Here is a 16,361-nt window from a genome sequence, read left to right as displayed (position 1 = left end):
AGGTATTTGCCTTTCCTGTAATAAAACTTAAAGGAGGAAAAATGGATAAAAAGAGAGTGGTCTCATTTATTCTCTCTCTTCTTATGTTACTTGGAACATTTGCAAATCCTGTATTTGCAATCTCAAGTAATTCAAGTAAAGGAGAGGAAGCAAACTTTGAAATCCAAGAAATTGATGGAAAGACCTATAAGGTTTATAAAGTTTCTGACCTAGGATTAAAAAATCCTGAAAAATTACTAACACCTAAATATAGGACCAGGGCAGCTGGAGATCCAATGGAGGATTGGGTAAAGCTTAAACTTAATTCAACGACAGTGGGCTTAACGCTTGGAAAGGACTTTAATGTTGAAGTCTATGTTGCATTAAGAAAAGATGATACTAAAATAGCAGTAGCAAAAATCAATCCTACTGAAGAATGGATAGAAGGTCAAATTTTTCACTTTGTAAAGACAGAAGCATATGATGAAAACAATCCAGACCATCAAGATCCTGATAAGTGGTATCTATATGTAGAAAATGATTTTCAGTATGATATAAGACTTAAATATGGGGAAAGTGGAAATTTCGGTAGTGAAACTATGACTATGACAATTAATCAAAGAGCTGTCCCACTATATAAAGCTGTCTGGTTCACTAATAACCAACAAAGACCAGTTGTAGACGCGTTTTACAATGATGGTGATAATATAGCAAATCCTGTAAAATTAAACACTACAGATTTTGCAGAAAACGAATATAAATCATTTTCTAGTGAGAAAATGCCATTTTATGTAGGTCAAAAGGAAGTAATTGTTAAAGAAGAAAACTTAGGCACTGTAGATAAAGAAAAATTCTTAGTTAGTGACAAAAAAGGGGCTGCCCTTTGGAAACTTCTAATAGACCAAAATGGAGAAAAGAAGACTCAAGGTTTTGTTAAAGATGGAGATACAAAATACCACTTCAATATAACTGGAGACTATAAGACACCTTTCGTTGCTACAATGAGGGAAGAGTTAAAAGTTAAATTTGATCCAAATGGAGCTACATTTGACCCAGCTGTTAAGACAGAACAAGCAATTGGACACTCCATGAAAATTGGAGAAGCTTTTGGAGATCTAGAAGCTGTTAAAGTTCCAACCAAAGATCAAATCTCAAACATTCCACAAAAAGATAACAAGGACCAAGAATTCGTTGGTTGGGTTGTTGATGAAGAAAATAAAGATCTAGACTTTAGCGAAGGAAAGAACGCAGATAAACTTGTAAATCCAAATGGATATGAAGTTAAGAAAAATGAAACTTTCTATGCAGTTTATGCACCAGTAGCACAAGGTAAGGTCAATGTTAAGTACCAAGACATGGATGGCAACCCTATTGATGCTAAATACAAATTTATTTCTGATAAAGCTGGGGAAGACGAAGTAAAAGTAGTTAAAGAAGGAACAGAAACTACAAGAAAATTAACTTTAGATGAAAAATATCCAACAGAAAAAGAAGGAAACAAGGGAAAACCTATAACAGATGAACACTTAAACGGAGCTCCTGTATTCTTAGGATATGAGTTTAAAAAAGTTGAAACTAAACCAGTACCAGAACCACCTGCAACAGCAAATTATGCTGATCCAGCTAAATACACTTTAATATACAAATATAATAAGCTTGATTCAGTAATTCCTGAAAAAGATCCTAACGGTGGAGATGACAATACAAAACCAGATGGTTATGTAACTGTGACTTTCCATGCCGATAAGGACGAAAACACTGGAGATAAACAACGTGGTAAACTTTACAAGACAGATGAAAATGTTGTAGAAGATAAAATTGTTTATTTCGTTAACCCAGCAGATGGTATTATGCTAAGCAACGATAAACTTGTTGCTAAAGTAAAACCTAACAAGGGATATAAAAATGCAGAAGGTTTACAATTCCAAGATAAGGCTGAATCTTTAGATAGTTTAGATGTGATTATTACTACAGATAGCGATCTTTATGCTCAATATGTAGAAAAAGATAAGGTTGTTAAACTTGATGATCCTGAAAATCCTACAAACTTCCCTAAAGATCCTAAAGACAACAGCAAGAATGACGCAGACTATGTAACTGTAAAATTCGTAGCTGATGCTAACGGTAAGATCAAAGAAGGCGAATCTGAAAAAACTAAGGGTATTGCTTATGCAGTATTGAAGAACACTGAATGGGCAGACGCTGTTAAAGCTGGAATTGTAGTTCCAGAAGAAAATGCAGAAGGAAACGCTCCGAAACTTGTAGGTAAGGATAAATTCCATTCATTCAATGAATGGCAAAAAGATGGAAATAAAGTTACAGAATTTGCTAAAGTAGATGCTGACGTAACTTATACAGCTGTATTTGGAAAAGCTGATGAATTAACTGTAACTTACAAGCTAAATGCACCAAAAGATTTAACAGTAGGAGGAAAGGCTCCAACTGATGATACTAAGTATCTAAAGGATGAAGAAGTTACAGTTAAAGCTTTAGAAGCTGATAACAAAATTGCTGGATACCAATTCACTGGCTGGAATACTCAAGCTGACGGGAAAGGTACTGCTTATGAAGCAGGTGCTAAATTTGCTATAAAAGCCAACACAGAACTTTTCGCACAATGGGAAAAGACAGCAAAAGATGTAATTCCTGTTGACAATGAAAATGATAAAAAAGGCAAAGACGGCGAAGAAATTCCTGATAACTATGTATTTGTAGAATTTAAAGTTAAAGATACAGATGCAGACAAAGCTGAAATCAAAGCTGATCAACAAGCTAAGTTCAAAGTTGATCCTAAGGCAAAAGTAACATTAACTGCTCCGGAACTAGAAGTTAAAAAAGCATATAAAGTTTCTCACACTGCTAGCTTCAACAAGGATGACTACACTGATAAGAAATTTGAACAAGCAACAACTATTTGGGCTTCAGTTAGTGAAAAAGGCAAGATTACTGTTAAATATGTATTTAAAACTAATCCAAATACTAAAGCTCTTCCAAAAGTTTTAGATGATTTAAAACCAACTGACCTTGAAGGTAATACAGCAGTTTATCCAGAAAATGCACCATCAAAACCTGATGCACCAGCAACTACATCATTTGACGTAGTAGAAGATGGAAAGAAAGTAGGAACATGGGAAGCAGGATCTTGGTCAGAAGCTGTTAAAGATGATAAGGGTAATATCACTTATACTTTAACTTGGACTTTCGAAGAAGTTGGAAAATCTAAGACTCCAGATGTAAACCCAATTAAACCTGGCGATAAGGAAATTAAAGGTAAGGGTAAAGCTGGATCTGATATCGAAGTTAAACTTCCAGATGGAAAAAAGGTACCAGGAAAAGTTGACCAAAATGGAGACTGGACTGTAAAAGTTCCAGAAGATAAGAAACTTAAAGATGGTGACAAAGTTATTGTTACTCAAACTGAAAAAGATAAGAAACCATCTGACCCAGTTGAAAAAACAGTAACAGCAGATAAGAAACCTGAACCAAGACCATCTGCTCCAGCCATTACCTGGAGAGGCCTATGGTTCTTGGGAGACAGCAAGTCAGAACCTGTCCAAGAAATGGAAACTGGTCGCCACTACAAATACCTCTATGGTTATGTAGACAAGACCGTCCGTCCTGAAGGCATGATCACCCGGTCTGAAGCGGCAGCCTTAATTGCCCGCCTGGCCAACCTAGACATGACCGACAAGACCAAACCAAACTTCAAAGACACCCCATCTGCCTGGTACAATGGAGCCATCAATGCCATGGTATCCAAGAACCTCATGTTTGCAGATAAAGATGGCAACTTCCGCCCCAACCAACCCATTACCCGGGGAGAATTTGCTAGAGCCCTTTACTATATTGACAAGAAGAACGACAAGGTCGCACCCTTTGCCGATGTGAAAGGCCACGAATTTGAAGACGCCATCAACCAAGCCTACGGCAACGGTCGGATTGCAGGTTACCAAGATGGTACCTTCAAACCTAATGCAAACATCCAAAGAGCAGAAGCCGCCAGAATCTTAAATCAATTCGCAGACAGAAATGTAACCCTTGCGGGCATGGCCAATGTGAAAAACGACCTGGTTCGTTTTACCGACATCAACGAAAGCCATTGGGCTTACTGCGAAGTCATGGAAGCAGCCAACAGCCATGAATACCAAAGAGCAAAAGGCACCTTGGCAGAAACATGGTTAAAGATTTTGGATAAGTAAGAGTGGAATTGATAAGCATAAAGAAAAAGAGTCCCTAGGGACTCTTTTTCTTTGTGGGGATATGTTGATATGGGGGAATCGTGGTTATTGATATGATTGCCTATGTCTAAATACCCTGTTTACCAATGCGGGCCGGACAGGCCGGCCCCTACATGGATTTTCTGGGTATTTATATTATGCCCTAGTAGGGGCGATTTTATATCGCCCTTTTTGCAATGGGTATATGTTTATATAGGGAGAAGGTGATAGGGAATTTTGTAGGGGCGGCCCTGTGCCGCCCTTTTTATTGATGACTTTAGTCAGTTGAGCACGCAAAGCGTGCGAAACAAAAAACTACCCGCTATGCGGGTAGGGAACAAAAGGTTATACCAAAAAATCACCTCAGCATTATAATAGAGTTGTTCAGACCTAAAATAATGAAGAGGTGACTTAAATGGCTCAAAAGGCAAATTCATTATCACACACAAAGTGGATGTGTAAATATCATATTGTCTTTACACCAAAGTATAGACGAAAAATAGTATTTAATCAATACCGAGATAGTTTGGGAGAAATATTTGGGACATTATGCAAATACAAAGGAGTGGAAATAATAGAAGGACATTTAATGCCAGATCATGTGCATATGTTAGTTAGTATTCCCCCAAAAATATCAGTGTCAAGTTTCATGGGATACTTGAAAGGAAAAAGTGCACTAATGATGTTTGACAAGCATGCAAACCTAAAATACAAATTTGGAAACAGACATTTTTGGGCAGAGGGATATTATGTAAGTACGGTAGGATTGAATGAACAAACAATAGCAAAGTATATAAGAGAGCAAGAGCAACACGACATAGCAATGGATAAATTAAGTGTAAAAGAATACGAAGATCCATTCAAAAGAAGATGAAGTAAAGCCCTTTCAGGGCTAGCTAAAGAGGCAAAAACAATAAGGTTTGAACAAAGTGAAAACCAGCGCCTTGAGACGCTGGTTGGTATTACTCGGGCTTATAGCCCGTGATCAAACCACCCGTTTGACGGGTGGTTATGATAATAGGGAATATATTTATATAGGGGAATTGTGGTTATAAATTTTGTTTTCTATATTTATATATCTTGTATACGAATACGGGCGACACGAGGTCGCTCCTACAAGGGATTTTCTGGGTATTTACATTATGCCCTATGTCTAAATATTCTGTTTACCAATACGGGCGATATGAAATCGCCCCTACAACTGGTCTTTCTGCTTATTTATATTATTCCATATGTCTAAATACTCTGTTTACCAATGCGGGCCGGACAGGCCGGCCCCTACATGGGGGAATCGGGATATAAATCTGATTCCCTATACTAATCTATTCTGTTTACCAATACGGGCGATATGAAATCGCCCCTACAACTGATCTTTCTGCTTATTTATATTATTCCATATGTCTAAATACTCTGTTTACCAATGCGGGCCGGGCAGGCCGGCCCCTACATGGGGGAATCGGTCCAGGTCATGAACAAGGTCGCCCCTACAATTGGGTTTTCGGGCTATGGCTTCAAACTGGCTCCTACATTAAATTCTAATCCAAAGATAGGGCAAAGAGGTCCAGGTCAGATAGGTCTATATATTCCACCAGGCCCTGGTCGACTTTTTTGGCAAAGTCGGGGTTGATGGGGAGTTGGAGGTACTTGTCAATGCCGTAGCGCCGGGCCATGTCTTGGACCTTGCTGGGGCCGTAAATTTCTGTTTTTTCGCCACAATGGGGGCAGGTGAAATAGGACATGTTTTCCACCAGGCCCAGGATGGGAATATTCATTTGGGCGGCCATGTTGGCAGATTTTTCTACAATCAACTCCACTAGGTCTTGGGGGGTGGTAACTAGGACCAGGCCATCTACCGGCAGGGATTGAAAAACCGTCAGGGCCACATCTCCGGTACCTGGAGGCATATCCACCAGGAGGAAGTCCAGGTCTCCCCAGGAGACATTTTCGTAAAATTGCCGGATGGCCTTGCTGATAATGGGGGCCCGCCAAAGGACGGGACTGGCCGGGTTATCCAAGATCAGGTTGACGCTCATGACCTGGATTCCTCCCTTGGACTTTTGGGGGATCATGTTGACTCCGTCACTAGTGGCATGGTCTGTAATACCAAAGGCCTTGGGGATGGAGGGGCCGGTAATGTCGGCATCTAAAATACCCACCCGGTAGCCTTGTTTTTTTAGGGAAGAGGCCAAAAGGCAAGAAACCAGGCTCTTGCCCACCCCGCCCTTGCCACTTAGAACAGCAATAACTTTTCGGATGGAGGATTGGTCGTTGGTTTTTAATTTTTCCATGGAAATTCCTTTCTTTCTACAACAAAATATAGTCTCCTTTGGGACTTTGGTAGGGAGTGCCGAGTTTTTCAAAGATGACCTGGCCAGTCTTGTCCCGGACCTGGAAGTGGTTATAGTAGCGGTAGTCTGGGCCTTCCAGTTCTTCTTCATGCCAAGCAGACCCGTAGAAAAACTCGCCGTCAAAATACTCCAGGCTCTCATTGTCTTTTAGGGAAAAAGAACTTTCAAAGGGATAGAGAAGGTGGAAAATCTTGCTTTCTTCCAGGTCTTCTAGGGCATAAAAGGTTAAATCTGGACCCAATAGGCCGTAAAAAAGCTTTAAATCCCTTCTCAAGTCCAGCTGGCAGACTTCTTTTTCTTGGCCACTTTCCGGGTCAAGGCGATAGATAAAGGCCTGGAAGGATCCTAGGTCCAGGCGAAAAAAGGCCAAAAGGCCTTTAAAAAAATAGGCTGGAGAGTAAAAGGTATTGGCCTGGGCTTCCTTTCTTAAAATCCAGGTCAAGGAGGTGAAGTCGAAAATATCCAGGCTGTTTCCCGGGACCTGTCCCCGGCTTTGGAAGTCTTCAAAAAAGTCGTATTGGGTGGAAAAGGCAGGTTTATTTTCATATCCAAACCGGCTGGTGCCCTGAATTTTTTCCAAATAGCCCCCTTGGGCCTGGAATATTTCTTGAAAAAAGAGTTTGTCAGTCAAGGGAAAACTCCTTTTTAAAATCGCCCTCTTTAAAGGCAAAGACTTCTTTAAAACCAGCATCTCTTAATTGTTGGATGGCTTCCCGGCTATAAGAGGCCAGGTCTTGGGCCCTATGGGCATCGGACCCAAGAGTGATGATCCGTCCTCCCAGGGCATGGTATCTTTCCAGGATCCAGGGTTTTGGATGGCCATAGCCCAGGCCCTTACGAAAGCCCCCAGTATTTAATTCAATCCCCCGACCGGACCGGATGACTTCCTTAAGGACCTCTTCAATAACCGGGGCAAGGGCCCGGTCATCCAGGGGTTGGGTCTGGCCCGGAATATAGGAAACATAACGGTCAATATAGTCGATATGGCCCAGGATATGGAAGAAGTCGTAGACCTTGACGCAGTCTAGCATAGCTTCATAATAGAGCCGGTAGGCTTCCTCCAAGGTCCGGCCTGGAAAGAATTCACCGCTGCCAATGTCTTGGAGGTCCGCCGAGTGGACACTGCCAATGATAAAGTCAAAGGGGTACTGGGCCAGGTCCTTCCGGTTCTTGTCCACCATTTGGGGGATCATGCCCAGTTCTGCCCCGATTTGGATGTCCAGTTGAGGATATTTTTCCCGGTAGGAGGGCAGGCTGGCAAAGTAGGCATCCTTGTCAAAAGTAAACAAGTTCCTGTCTGGGTCCGGAAAGGGGTCCAGGTGGTCAGTAATAGCTATAGAGCTTAGGCCCAGGTCACAAGCCCTGGTAAAAATCGCATCCAGGTCTTCGCTGGAATCTGCTGAAAATTTTGAATGAATATGGTAGTCAATCATAGAAGCCTCCAATCTATCTTCATTATACTCTACTTGCCCTTATTTTACACAGGGTCCAAGAAAATAGGGAAAAGTTTTTGGAATTTTTGGAAAAACTGATTGAAGATTTTACTTGGGGGGTATGATTAACTTAGCAGGATAAAAATCCTAATGAAAGATACTATGGAGGAGATAAAATGAGTTTATTTGATTTATTTGAAGCTAGAAGAAGAGAATATGAAAGAAAAAAAAGACTAGATACAGCTGGTAAATTAGCTGTAGGATCCATCATTGGCGCTGCAGCAGGAATTCTCTTTGCTCCCAAGAGTGGCCAAGAAACCAGGGCCGACATTAGCGAAAAATCGAAAGAATTGGCCCAAAAGGGAACTGAAATGGCCAAAGACACAGCTGAAACTGTTCAATTTAGAGCCTATGAAGCTGGGGAAGCTGTCAAAAATACCTACCAAGATTTAAAACTTCGGGCTTCTTTGAAAAAAGAAGACTTGAAAGATGACATTGAAATTGCCAAGGCAAAGGCCAATGCCATTGGAGAAATCGTCAGAGACAGCGGGTCTGAAATCAAGGATGAATTAAAAAATGTTGGTGACGAAGTAAAAGACGCTGCCAAAGAAGTAGGCAAAGAAGCCAAAGAATCCGCTAAAGAAGTCAAGGAAGAAGCAGAAAAATCAGCCAAAAAAATTGGCAAAGAAGTAGAAAAATCCAGCAAAAAAATTGAAAAGGAAGCAAAGAACTAAGAATAGAAGAGGTGGACTTTGGAAGTAACAATAACGCTTAGTGATTTACTTCAAATTATTTTATACCTGGCAGGGGCAGCAGCCTTAATTTACCTGGCCCTGGCCTTGAAAAATATTGTGAAAATCACAGGCAAGATTAAAGACGTCTTAGAAGAAAATGAAGTGGCCATCAACGATACGGTCAAGAGACTCCCCTCCATTAGCAATAATGTGGACAAGATCTCGACAGATGCCGCATCCATTACAGGGGAAGTCAATGGTCTAGTCACAACCATTAAACCGGAAGTGGAAAAGCTCTCTGGAACCCTGGCCAAGGTAACAGACACCGTAGATGACCTGACAGGACGGGTGGATGCCACCTCCCTGCAAGTGCAAAATACCCTGACAGACATTTCAGGTAGTATTTCCGACACGGCCAAGACCATTTCTGTCAATGCCAACAATGTGATTGACTATTTCTACATCATAAGAGAAGTGATTGAAGCCCTAAGGGATGTTTTTCTAAAATAAAAGATTTGAGACTCGGCAAATGCCGGGTCTTTTTTTGCCCCTTGTAAATGGGAACGAGTCCCTTTTTAGGGAGAATGAAAACCGGGAAATTTTTTAAAAATCAGGAATTCAGGCGGAGGAAAACAAGGAAAATAAAATTTATGAAATCCTTTACCCACTAGACAAAATCAGGGCCTGCGAGTATAATATTAGCAAGGAAGGGATGATACCTTTGAAGAAAATCAAAATTATTGCAAACCCATCCTCCGGAAGAGAACAAGCTCTACATAAGATCAACCAGTTGCTGGCCTATATGAGTCGGGACCCCTGGGACATTCAACTTCTATTTACCCGGGAAAAGGACGATGCCAGCCGCTTTGCCATGCAGGAAGACCAAGAAGATGTCATTGTCTGTATAGGTGGTGACGGGACCCTAAACGAGGTGGCCAATGGGATTTACCACAAGGAAAGGGCCGTTCCCCTGGCTATTTTACCTACAGGGACTGTCAATGATTTTGGATCTTTTTTGAATCTTCCCCAAGATGTCGGTGGATTTTATCAACTGCTGAAAAGGAACCAGGTGGAGGCAGTGGACCTGGGCCTGGCCAATGACCGGGTCTTTGTCAATGTAGCTGCCGGAGGCTTTTTAACAGAAATTGCCTATACGGTGTCCGAGGACCAAAAGGCCAAGCTGGGTCGGATGGCCTACTATCTGGAAGGGGCAAAGGAACTTGTAGGGGGGATTGTCCGAGGGGACAGGACCTGGGAACTGGAAGTTGTCAACAAGCAATTTCACAGGACCTTCCAGGCTCAAATGTTCATCATTGCCAATTCCACATCGGTGGGGGGCTTTAAAAACTTAGCTCCCACGGCGGAAGTCCAAGACGGTTTATTTGATGTCCTGATTTTAGAAAATTTGGACCTGAACGAAATAGTTGAAATACTCACACAGTTTATGACCGGTCGTCACATTCACCATGACCGGATGACCTACTTACAAACAGACGAGATTACCTTGTCGTGCAAGCAAGATATTATTGTAGACCTGGACGGGGAAAGGTACCAACCCCTCCCCATGACCTTTAAGGTCATCCACAAGGGTCTACAGGTGCTAGTCTAAAGGAGGAAAGAATGGCATCCACAATTAAAGATGTTGCAAAAATGGCCGATGTATCCATTTCAACGGTATCCCGGGTCATCAATGATTCCAAACCCGTAAGTCCCGAAGCCAGACGGAGGGTCTTGCATGCCATTGAAGTTTTGGACTACAAGCCCAACGAAGTGGCCAGGAGTCTGGTAACGAAAAAATCCAACCTAATCGGGGTTATTGTCAATGACATTGGCAATAGCTATGTTTCCCAGGTCCTAAGGGGCGTGGAAGAAATTGGCCGGATGTTTAACTACGACATCCTCCTGTCTTCCTCCTATGGGGACCTGGAAGTGGAAATGAAGTTTGCCAACCTCTTTAGCCAAAAACAGGTAGAGGGGATTATCTTGATTTCTGACATTCTAAACGAACGCTTGATGTTTAAGCTGGATGAGTTAAAGATTCCCTATGTGGTTATCAACCGCTTCTACACCATTGACGAGGCGGCTACCGTGTCCATCAACAACAAAAACGCCACCTACAAGATGACTCAAAGTCTCATTGAAGCCGGCCATAAAAAAATTGGCTATGTGGCCTTGAGAAAGGACATGGACCGAACCAATGAAACCTACAAAATCAAGGGCTACAAGGAGGCCATGCGCCAATGCAACCTAAAGCCCCACGTCATCTATTCTGAAGGCCTGGACCGGGAAGACGCCCTGGAAGTCATGGAAGACATTGTCGATGACATCAAGGACCAAAAATATACGGCCCTCTTCTGTACCCAAGACATCCTGGCCATCCACCTCATGAATGCCCTTTTTGACCAAGGGATTCGCGTGCCAGAGGATATCAGCATTTGCGGCTTTGGTGGGACAGTCCTATCCGAAATTGTCCGGCCCACCCTCACCACAGTCAAGGAACCCTTTTACGACATTGGGGCTGTGGCCATCCGCAAGCTCCTAAAGAGTGTGGACTCCAAGGAAGAATTAAAGAGAGATACTGTATTTTTACCTGTAGAGATTTTGAAACGTGACAGTGTCAAATCCCTATAAAAAAGCAGTTATTATTGCAAAAACCTATCTACCAGCCCTGGGTTTGGGTTGGGAGCTGACCCAAAGGGGAATTCCTACTGAGGTAACCCAAGAAAAGGTCTCCCAAGTGGAAGGCACCCTGACAATCCTGGAAGTGGATGGATATTTTACTTTTTCCTTAAATGTAACAGACAAAAAACTCCCCCTGGATGCAGAGAAAAAAGAAGTCATCCCCTTTATCGATGAAATTTTAAAGAAGGTTCCCCTGGAATTTGATGACTTAACAGACAGGGAAAGGCGGTTGGTTCGTGGAATACTACAGGGTTTCACCAACAAGGAAATCGCAGGGAGACTCTATTTAAGTGAAAAAACAGTTCGCAACAACCTCACAGCCCTTTACCGGAAGTTGAAGATTCAAAGCCGGGAAGAGCTGGTGGTGAGATACAATGGAAATTTGAAAGATTGAGGCAAAAATGGAAGGAAAAGTACAAGTTTACACAGGCAATGGCAAGGGTAAGACCACAGCAGCCCTGGGGCTGGCTGTCCGGAGCCTTTGTGCAGGCAGGAAGGTGGTTATCGGTCAATTCGTCAAGGGGATGACCTATAGCGAATTGAAGCTGCCGGACTATTTTGAAAACTTAAGTCTGGAACAATTTGGCCGGGACTGCTTTGTCTACCGCAAGCCTACAGAAGAAGACTATCAAAAGGCCGCCGACGGCCTGGCCCGGATGAAGGCCTACCTGGAAGATGAAAGCATAGATCTTTTAATTTTTGATGAAATCAATGTGGCTTGTGAATACAAGCTCGTCGACCCCAAGGTGGTCATTGACCTGCTTAAAAAGAGACCCAAGACCATGGAAGTTGTTTTAACAGGCCGCTATGCCCCCCAAGAATTTATCGACTTTGCCGACCTGGTTACAGAGATGAAGGAGATAAAACACTACTACAAGCAGGGGCTCAAGGCAAGGCTAGGGATTGAGTATTAAGGAGTTGGTCCACTTGAAAAGAATAGTATTGGTATGTTTGTCTATCCTCCTGGTCCTACCGGCGGCGGTTTTCGCCCAAGATGTCACCGGGAGCCTGGTCCAGCCCGGGGTCTATAATGCCAAAAAAGGCCAGACCCTGACCTATAGCTTTGAAATCAACCTAAAGGACGGCTATCAAAAGCGGCTAAAGTCCTTTAATGTGTCCCTGATGATGGACCAAAACTTGGCAGTCAAATCCGTAAAACCAAGAAACCTGCAAGAGGGCAAGGCTTGGCGCCTTAGCCAGTCCAGCTTAAATGGCAAGGACGTCATTAATTTTGCCGTAGATGAAGTCAACCAACTGCCCAAGGTTCAAAAACTTATTTTGGACATTGATGCCCTGGTAAAAAAAGACATCAAGGGGAGCGGAAGCTTGAAAAACACCTATGTCCTCTACTTTGCAGACCGGGAGGGCAAGGAATCCTCCGACCAAAGAGAACTCATTACAACCCCTGCCCAGGAAAAGGGCAAGCTCCAGGTGGAAGACCTGTCTTCCAAGGAAAATGTCCTAAGGGGCCGGGGGCCTAAAAATGCCAAAATCCTCCTCTACCGGGGAGACAAGGTCATTGGCGAGACCTACAGTTCAGCCAATGGGGACTTTGAAATTGTCATCAACCCCCAAGTGCCGGGAACCCGGCTCAGGGTCCAAGCCCTGGATGAAAACAAGCAAGTCCTGAGTCGGGACCTGGTGGTGGACCAAAAGTCCAGCAGCCAAAATCCGGAAAAACCCCCGGTGGAAATGGGCCTGTCCATGGAAAAAAGTCAAAAGTTAAAAGACTTTTTAGACTATAGCAAGACCCTGTCCCTAAGGGGCCAGGCCATTGAACAAGTCAACCGTTTCAAGGCCTATACAGCCATGGGGGACTATATCTTGGTGAAAAAATCGGCCAAGGATGGGGAGGCGGACCAAGTCATTGGCCAATTAATTGACGCCATCAAGGAAATCCAACCCCCCTTTATGAAGGGCAAGTCTCAAAAGACCTTTGCCCCAGATGACACCATGACCCGGGCCGAGGTGGCCAGCGTCCTCTACCAATTAAAGGGCCAAGGGGCCAACCCCTATTTTTCCAACTTTATGGACGTCAAACAGGAAGACTGGTATGCGGAAGCTGTGGGCTTTGTAGAGGGAGCAAACCTCATGACAGGGACTGGCAAGGGCCGCTTTGAACCCAAGAGAAAAATCACCAAGGGAGAATTTGCCGCCATTATGGCCAAACTTCTTCCGGTGGAAGAAAGTCCATCCTTCTTTGTCCAAGTGCCCCAAGTGGGGGACAACTTCAAGGATGTCAAAGAAAACGACTGGGCCTACAAGGCCATCCTGACCATTAAAAATCGAGGCATTGTCCAAGGAGACCAAAATGGCCTCTTCCATCCCAAAAAGACCATGTCCCGGGCCGAATGTGCCACCATGTTGATCCGGGGAATCTACACCCCCTCCCCCCTGGGGAAACAATATGGGACCAACCCCTATAGTGACCTGAAGCCAGGACACTGGGCCTATGATGCCATCCTACAGGCTACGGGAAATGACCTGGGAGCCAGGGAAAAATAAGTATATGAGATTAAAGCCCGGGAGTTTTCCCCGGGTTTTTATGTTTGGGAAATTCAGACCAAGAAAAAAGCAGGTTAGAAACCTGCTTTTTTCTATTTGGTGACTTTAGTCAGTTGAGCACGCAACGCGTGCGAAACAAGAAACTACCCGCTATGCGGGTAGGCAACAAGAGGTTATACCAAAAAATCACCTCAGTATTATAATAGAGTTGTTCAGACCTAAAATAATAAGAGGTGATTAATATGGCACAAAAGGCAAATTCATTATCACACACAAAATGGATGTGTAAATATCATATTGTCTTTACACCAAAGTATAGACGAAAAATAGTATTTAATCAATACCGAGATAGTTTGGGAGAAATATTTAGAACATTATGCAAATACAAAGGAGTAGAAATAATAGAAGGACATTTAATGCCAGATCATGTGCATATGTTAGTTAGTATTCCCCCAAAAATATCAGTGTCAAGTTTTATGGGATACTTGAAAGGAAAAAGTGCACTAATGATGTTTGACAAGCATGCAAACCTAAAATACAAATTTGGAAACAGACATTTTTGGGCAGAGGGATATTATGTAAGTACGGTAGGATTGAATGAGCAAACAATAGCAAAGTATATAAGAGAGCAAGAGCAATACGACATAGTAATGGATAAATTAAGTGTAAAAGAATACGAAGATCCATTCAAAAGAAGATGAATGAAGCCCTTTCAGGGCAAGCTAAAGAGGCAAAAACAATAAGGTTTGAAGAAAGTGAAAACCAGCGCCTTGAGACGCTGGTTGGTAATACTCGGGCTTATAGCCCGTGATCAAACCACCCGTTTGACGGGTGGTTATGATTTTGACTTGGGTCCTTCCAGGGTGTGGCTGGAAATCCAACCTTGGACCATGTCCCCTTGGGGAGTTTCCACTTCCACATGGCACCAGATCCGACTGGTTTTTTCAATGACAGTTTCGTAGACATAGACGTCTGAATTTTTTGGAATGCTGGCCAGGATTGGGGCATCCAGGCTGGGGCTCTTTCTGAGGTTGGCCTTGTCCTCTTCAACGACTTGGAAGGAATGGAGGAGTTCCAAGGCCTTATCACTAAGGGCCGCCCGCTTTTTGTCTTCGGAAGTCAGGACTTGCTTGCTTTTTTCCTCTGCCTTTTCCTTGATTTTAATCTCATTGAGTCGCTTTCTCTGGGACTTGGAAATCTGGTCGCTTTTGATGATTTGGTCCAGGAGGTTGAGGCCCTCTGCAGAGTTAGGCAGGACGTTTAAGAGCCGGTGGAGGAGGTCCAGGGCTTCGTCCACCCTATTTTCTTCCAGGTAGACCCGGGCCTGGTTGACAATGGTCCCCTCCAAGAGGGCGATTTCTTCATGGGCCTTGGCATAGCGGGAGTCATCTTCTGGCAGGACCTTGGTAAAGTGGTTAAGGGAAATAAAGGGATCCTTGAGGTCCAGGGAGGCCAGGCCCATTTCATAGTGGACCTTGGACTCCATAAGGTCGTTTAATTTTTCCTGCCGGGAGGCCAGGTCTTCAGGTGGGTTGGCAGACAGGCCCAGGTAGATTTTCTTGGCCCCGGGGAAGTCGTCTTTTTCAATGAGCCGGTCAGCCTGGCTCAGCTGGTGGTTTTTATAGATGTCCGTGGTCTTAAATTGCTGGTAGCCTAAAAAAATCAAGAGGATACTCAAGACCAAGACCAGGCCCAGGACCAGGATGTCCATCTTGGCCCCCTCGTTGAGGCTGTTGAGGGTTTGGCCCCGGATTTTTTCCATCAGCTGGATGGAGGGGGGAGTGAGACTGGGGCTTTCAGGGGTTTCCACAGGAGCCGGAGCCTTTTCTTCCGGACTAGGATTTAGGCTGGCTGCAATTTTTTGGTCCACCAGGTCCTGGGTTAGGTTATTTAAGACATAGTACTTGTTCCTGTGGCAATTGCTGCATTCAAATTCCGCCCGGAGGTTAGTGGCTCCACAAACACACCGCCAGGCTGTTTTTAAGTTTTCCCCATAGGTCATACAGTCTGGAGCCAAAAAGTCCTTCATCTCCTGGAGCCTTTCCAGGGGGATCATGGGCAGCTGGTAGAGGTCTTGGTCTGAAGTCTGGTAGACCGACTCCGTCTTGTCGGAAAAGACCACAGACTGGATGCCAATTTCCAATTGCCGGGCCGTATGGAAGCGCTCGTCCAGGATAAAGGGTTCGAAGTAGCAAACTTGGTGGGGCTTAACCAGGCTGTCTTCTGCAGAAAAAGTAAAGACTGTTCCGTCAAAAAGAGCCTTGGAAAATTCATCATAAAATTTTACTGAAAAAACAAACTTGCTTGCCTCTACATTGGAGATGTTTAAAACATCCACCATGAGGCAAAAATTGTGGTCCAATTGGGCAAGGTTGGCCCCGATAATCTGGACACGGTCCCGGGGGTTCAAGAAAACCTTGCTGGGGCCCGATATAATGATTTGGTCCAAAGTCTACCACCTCC

At 43.6% G+C, this 16,361-nt stretch carries 14 protein-coding genes; 10 read left to right on the top strand and 4 right to left on the bottom strand.

The window, feature by feature from the left end; translation table 11 throughout:
• Positions 1 to 41 precede the first annotated feature (41 nt).
• Both BQ7400_RS10350 and tnpA (BQ7400_RS07420) read left to right on the top strand, forming a co-directional pair.
• Positions 42 to 4,178 carry an S-layer homology domain-containing protein gene (locus BQ7400_RS10350; protein WP_083553301.1) on the top strand — a complete coding sequence of 1,379 codons (4,137 nt, stop codon included), beginning with the start codon at positions 42 to 44 and terminating at the stop codon, positions 4,176 to 4,178.
• Between the two features lie 433 nt (positions 4,179 to 4,611).
• Positions 4,612 to 5,070: an IS200/IS605 family transposase gene (gene tnpA / locus BQ7400_RS07420; RefSeq protein ID WP_072469997.1), complete on the top strand. Its 459-nt coding sequence runs from the start codon at positions 4,612 to 4,614 to the stop codon at positions 5,068 to 5,070.
• 661 nt (positions 5,071 to 5,731) lie between these two features.
• Here the strand turns inward: tnpA (BQ7400_RS07420) and BQ7400_RS07415 are convergent.
• From BQ7400_RS07415 to BQ7400_RS07405, 3 genes are read right to left on the bottom strand one after another with little or no spacing between them, the layout of a single operon-like run.
• Positions 5,732 to 6,484, bottom strand: a complete 753-nt coding sequence (locus BQ7400_RS07415) for an Mrp/NBP35 family ATP-binding protein (RefSeq protein ID WP_072469996.1) — start codon at positions 6,482 to 6,484, stop codon at positions 5,732 to 5,734.
• Between the two features lie 16 nt (positions 6,485 to 6,500).
• Entirely contained in the window at positions 6,501 to 7,175 is a 675-nt protein-coding gene (locus BQ7400_RS07410; RefSeq protein ID WP_072469995.1) for a hypothetical protein, read from the bottom strand.
• Positions 7,168 to 7,977 carry a histidinol-phosphatase HisJ family protein gene (locus BQ7400_RS07405; protein ID WP_072469994.1) on the bottom strand — a complete coding sequence of 270 codons (810 nt, stop codon included), beginning with the start codon at positions 7,975 to 7,977 and terminating at the stop codon, positions 7,168 to 7,170. Before BQ7400_RS07405 ends, BQ7400_RS07410 begins: the two co-directional genes overlap by 8 nt.
• A 176-nt stretch (positions 7,978 to 8,153) precedes the next feature.
• Here BQ7400_RS07405 and BQ7400_RS07400 point away from each other — a divergent pair, with 176 nt between their 5' ends.
• The 8 genes from BQ7400_RS07400 (at position 8,154) to tnpA (BQ7400_RS07365) (ending at position 14,599) form a co-directional block, all read left to right on the top strand.
• Positions 8,154 to 8,711: a YtxH domain-containing protein gene (locus BQ7400_RS07400; protein WP_072469993.1), complete on the top strand. Its 558-nt coding sequence runs from the start codon at positions 8,154 to 8,156 to the stop codon at positions 8,709 to 8,711.
• Between the two features lie 18 nt (positions 8,712 to 8,729).
• The gene (locus BQ7400_RS07395) at positions 8,730 to 9,221 is read left to right on the top strand and encodes a hypothetical protein (RefSeq protein ID WP_072469992.1); all 492 of its coding nucleotides are present in this window, start codon (positions 8,730 to 8,732) and stop codon (positions 9,219 to 9,221) included.
• 202 nt (positions 9,222 to 9,423) lie between these two features.
• A complete protein-coding gene (locus BQ7400_RS07390) occupies positions 9,424 to 10,320 on the top strand; it encodes a diacylglycerol/lipid kinase family protein (protein ID WP_083553300.1) in 897 nt (298 codons plus the stop codon).
• Positions 10,321 to 10,331: 11 nt separating this feature from the next.
• Entirely contained in the window at positions 10,332 to 11,342 is a 1,011-nt protein-coding gene (locus BQ7400_RS07385; RefSeq protein WP_034439313.1) for a LacI family DNA-binding transcriptional regulator, read from the top strand.
• Positions 11,320 to 11,787: a response regulator transcription factor gene (locus BQ7400_RS07380; protein ID WP_072469990.1), complete on the top strand. Its 468-nt coding sequence runs from the start codon at positions 11,320 to 11,322 to the stop codon at positions 11,785 to 11,787. The genes BQ7400_RS07385 and BQ7400_RS07380 overlap by 23 nt, the downstream gene beginning before the upstream one ends.
• A gap of 7 nt (positions 11,788 to 11,794) precedes the next feature.
• Entirely contained in the window at positions 11,795 to 12,307 is a 513-nt protein-coding gene (locus BQ7400_RS07375) for a cob(I)yrinic acid a,c-diamide adenosyltransferase (protein WP_034439310.1), read from the top strand.
• Between the two features lie 13 nt (positions 12,308 to 12,320).
• The gene (locus tag BQ7400_RS07370; protein WP_144019928.1) at positions 12,321 to 13,898 is read left to right on the top strand and encodes an S-layer homology domain-containing protein; all 1,578 of its coding nucleotides are present in this window, start codon (positions 12,321 to 12,323) and stop codon (positions 13,896 to 13,898) included.
• Between the two features lie 242 nt (positions 13,899 to 14,140).
• Positions 14,141 to 14,599: an IS200/IS605 family transposase gene (tnpA, locus tag BQ7400_RS07365; protein WP_072469988.1), complete on the top strand. Its 459-nt coding sequence runs from the start codon at positions 14,141 to 14,143 to the stop codon at positions 14,597 to 14,599.
• 134 nt (positions 14,600 to 14,733) lie between these two features.
• Here tnpA (BQ7400_RS07365) and BQ7400_RS07360 read toward each other — a convergent pair whose 3' ends face one another.
• Positions 14,734 to 16,347: an SH3 domain-containing protein gene (locus tag BQ7400_RS07360; protein WP_072469987.1), complete on the bottom strand. Its 1,614-nt coding sequence runs from the start codon at positions 16,345 to 16,347 to the stop codon at positions 14,734 to 14,736.
• Positions 16,348 to 16,361 lie beyond the last annotated feature (14 nt).

The sequence above is a fragment of the Urinicoccus massiliensis genome (assembly GCF_900120405.1).
GTDB classification, from domain to species: Bacteria; Bacillota; Clostridia; order Tissierellales; family Peptoniphilaceae; genus Urinicoccus; species Urinicoccus massiliensis.
Note: the sequence above shows the minus strand (reverse complement) of the source record. Positions and strands in the feature narration are given on the sequence as shown.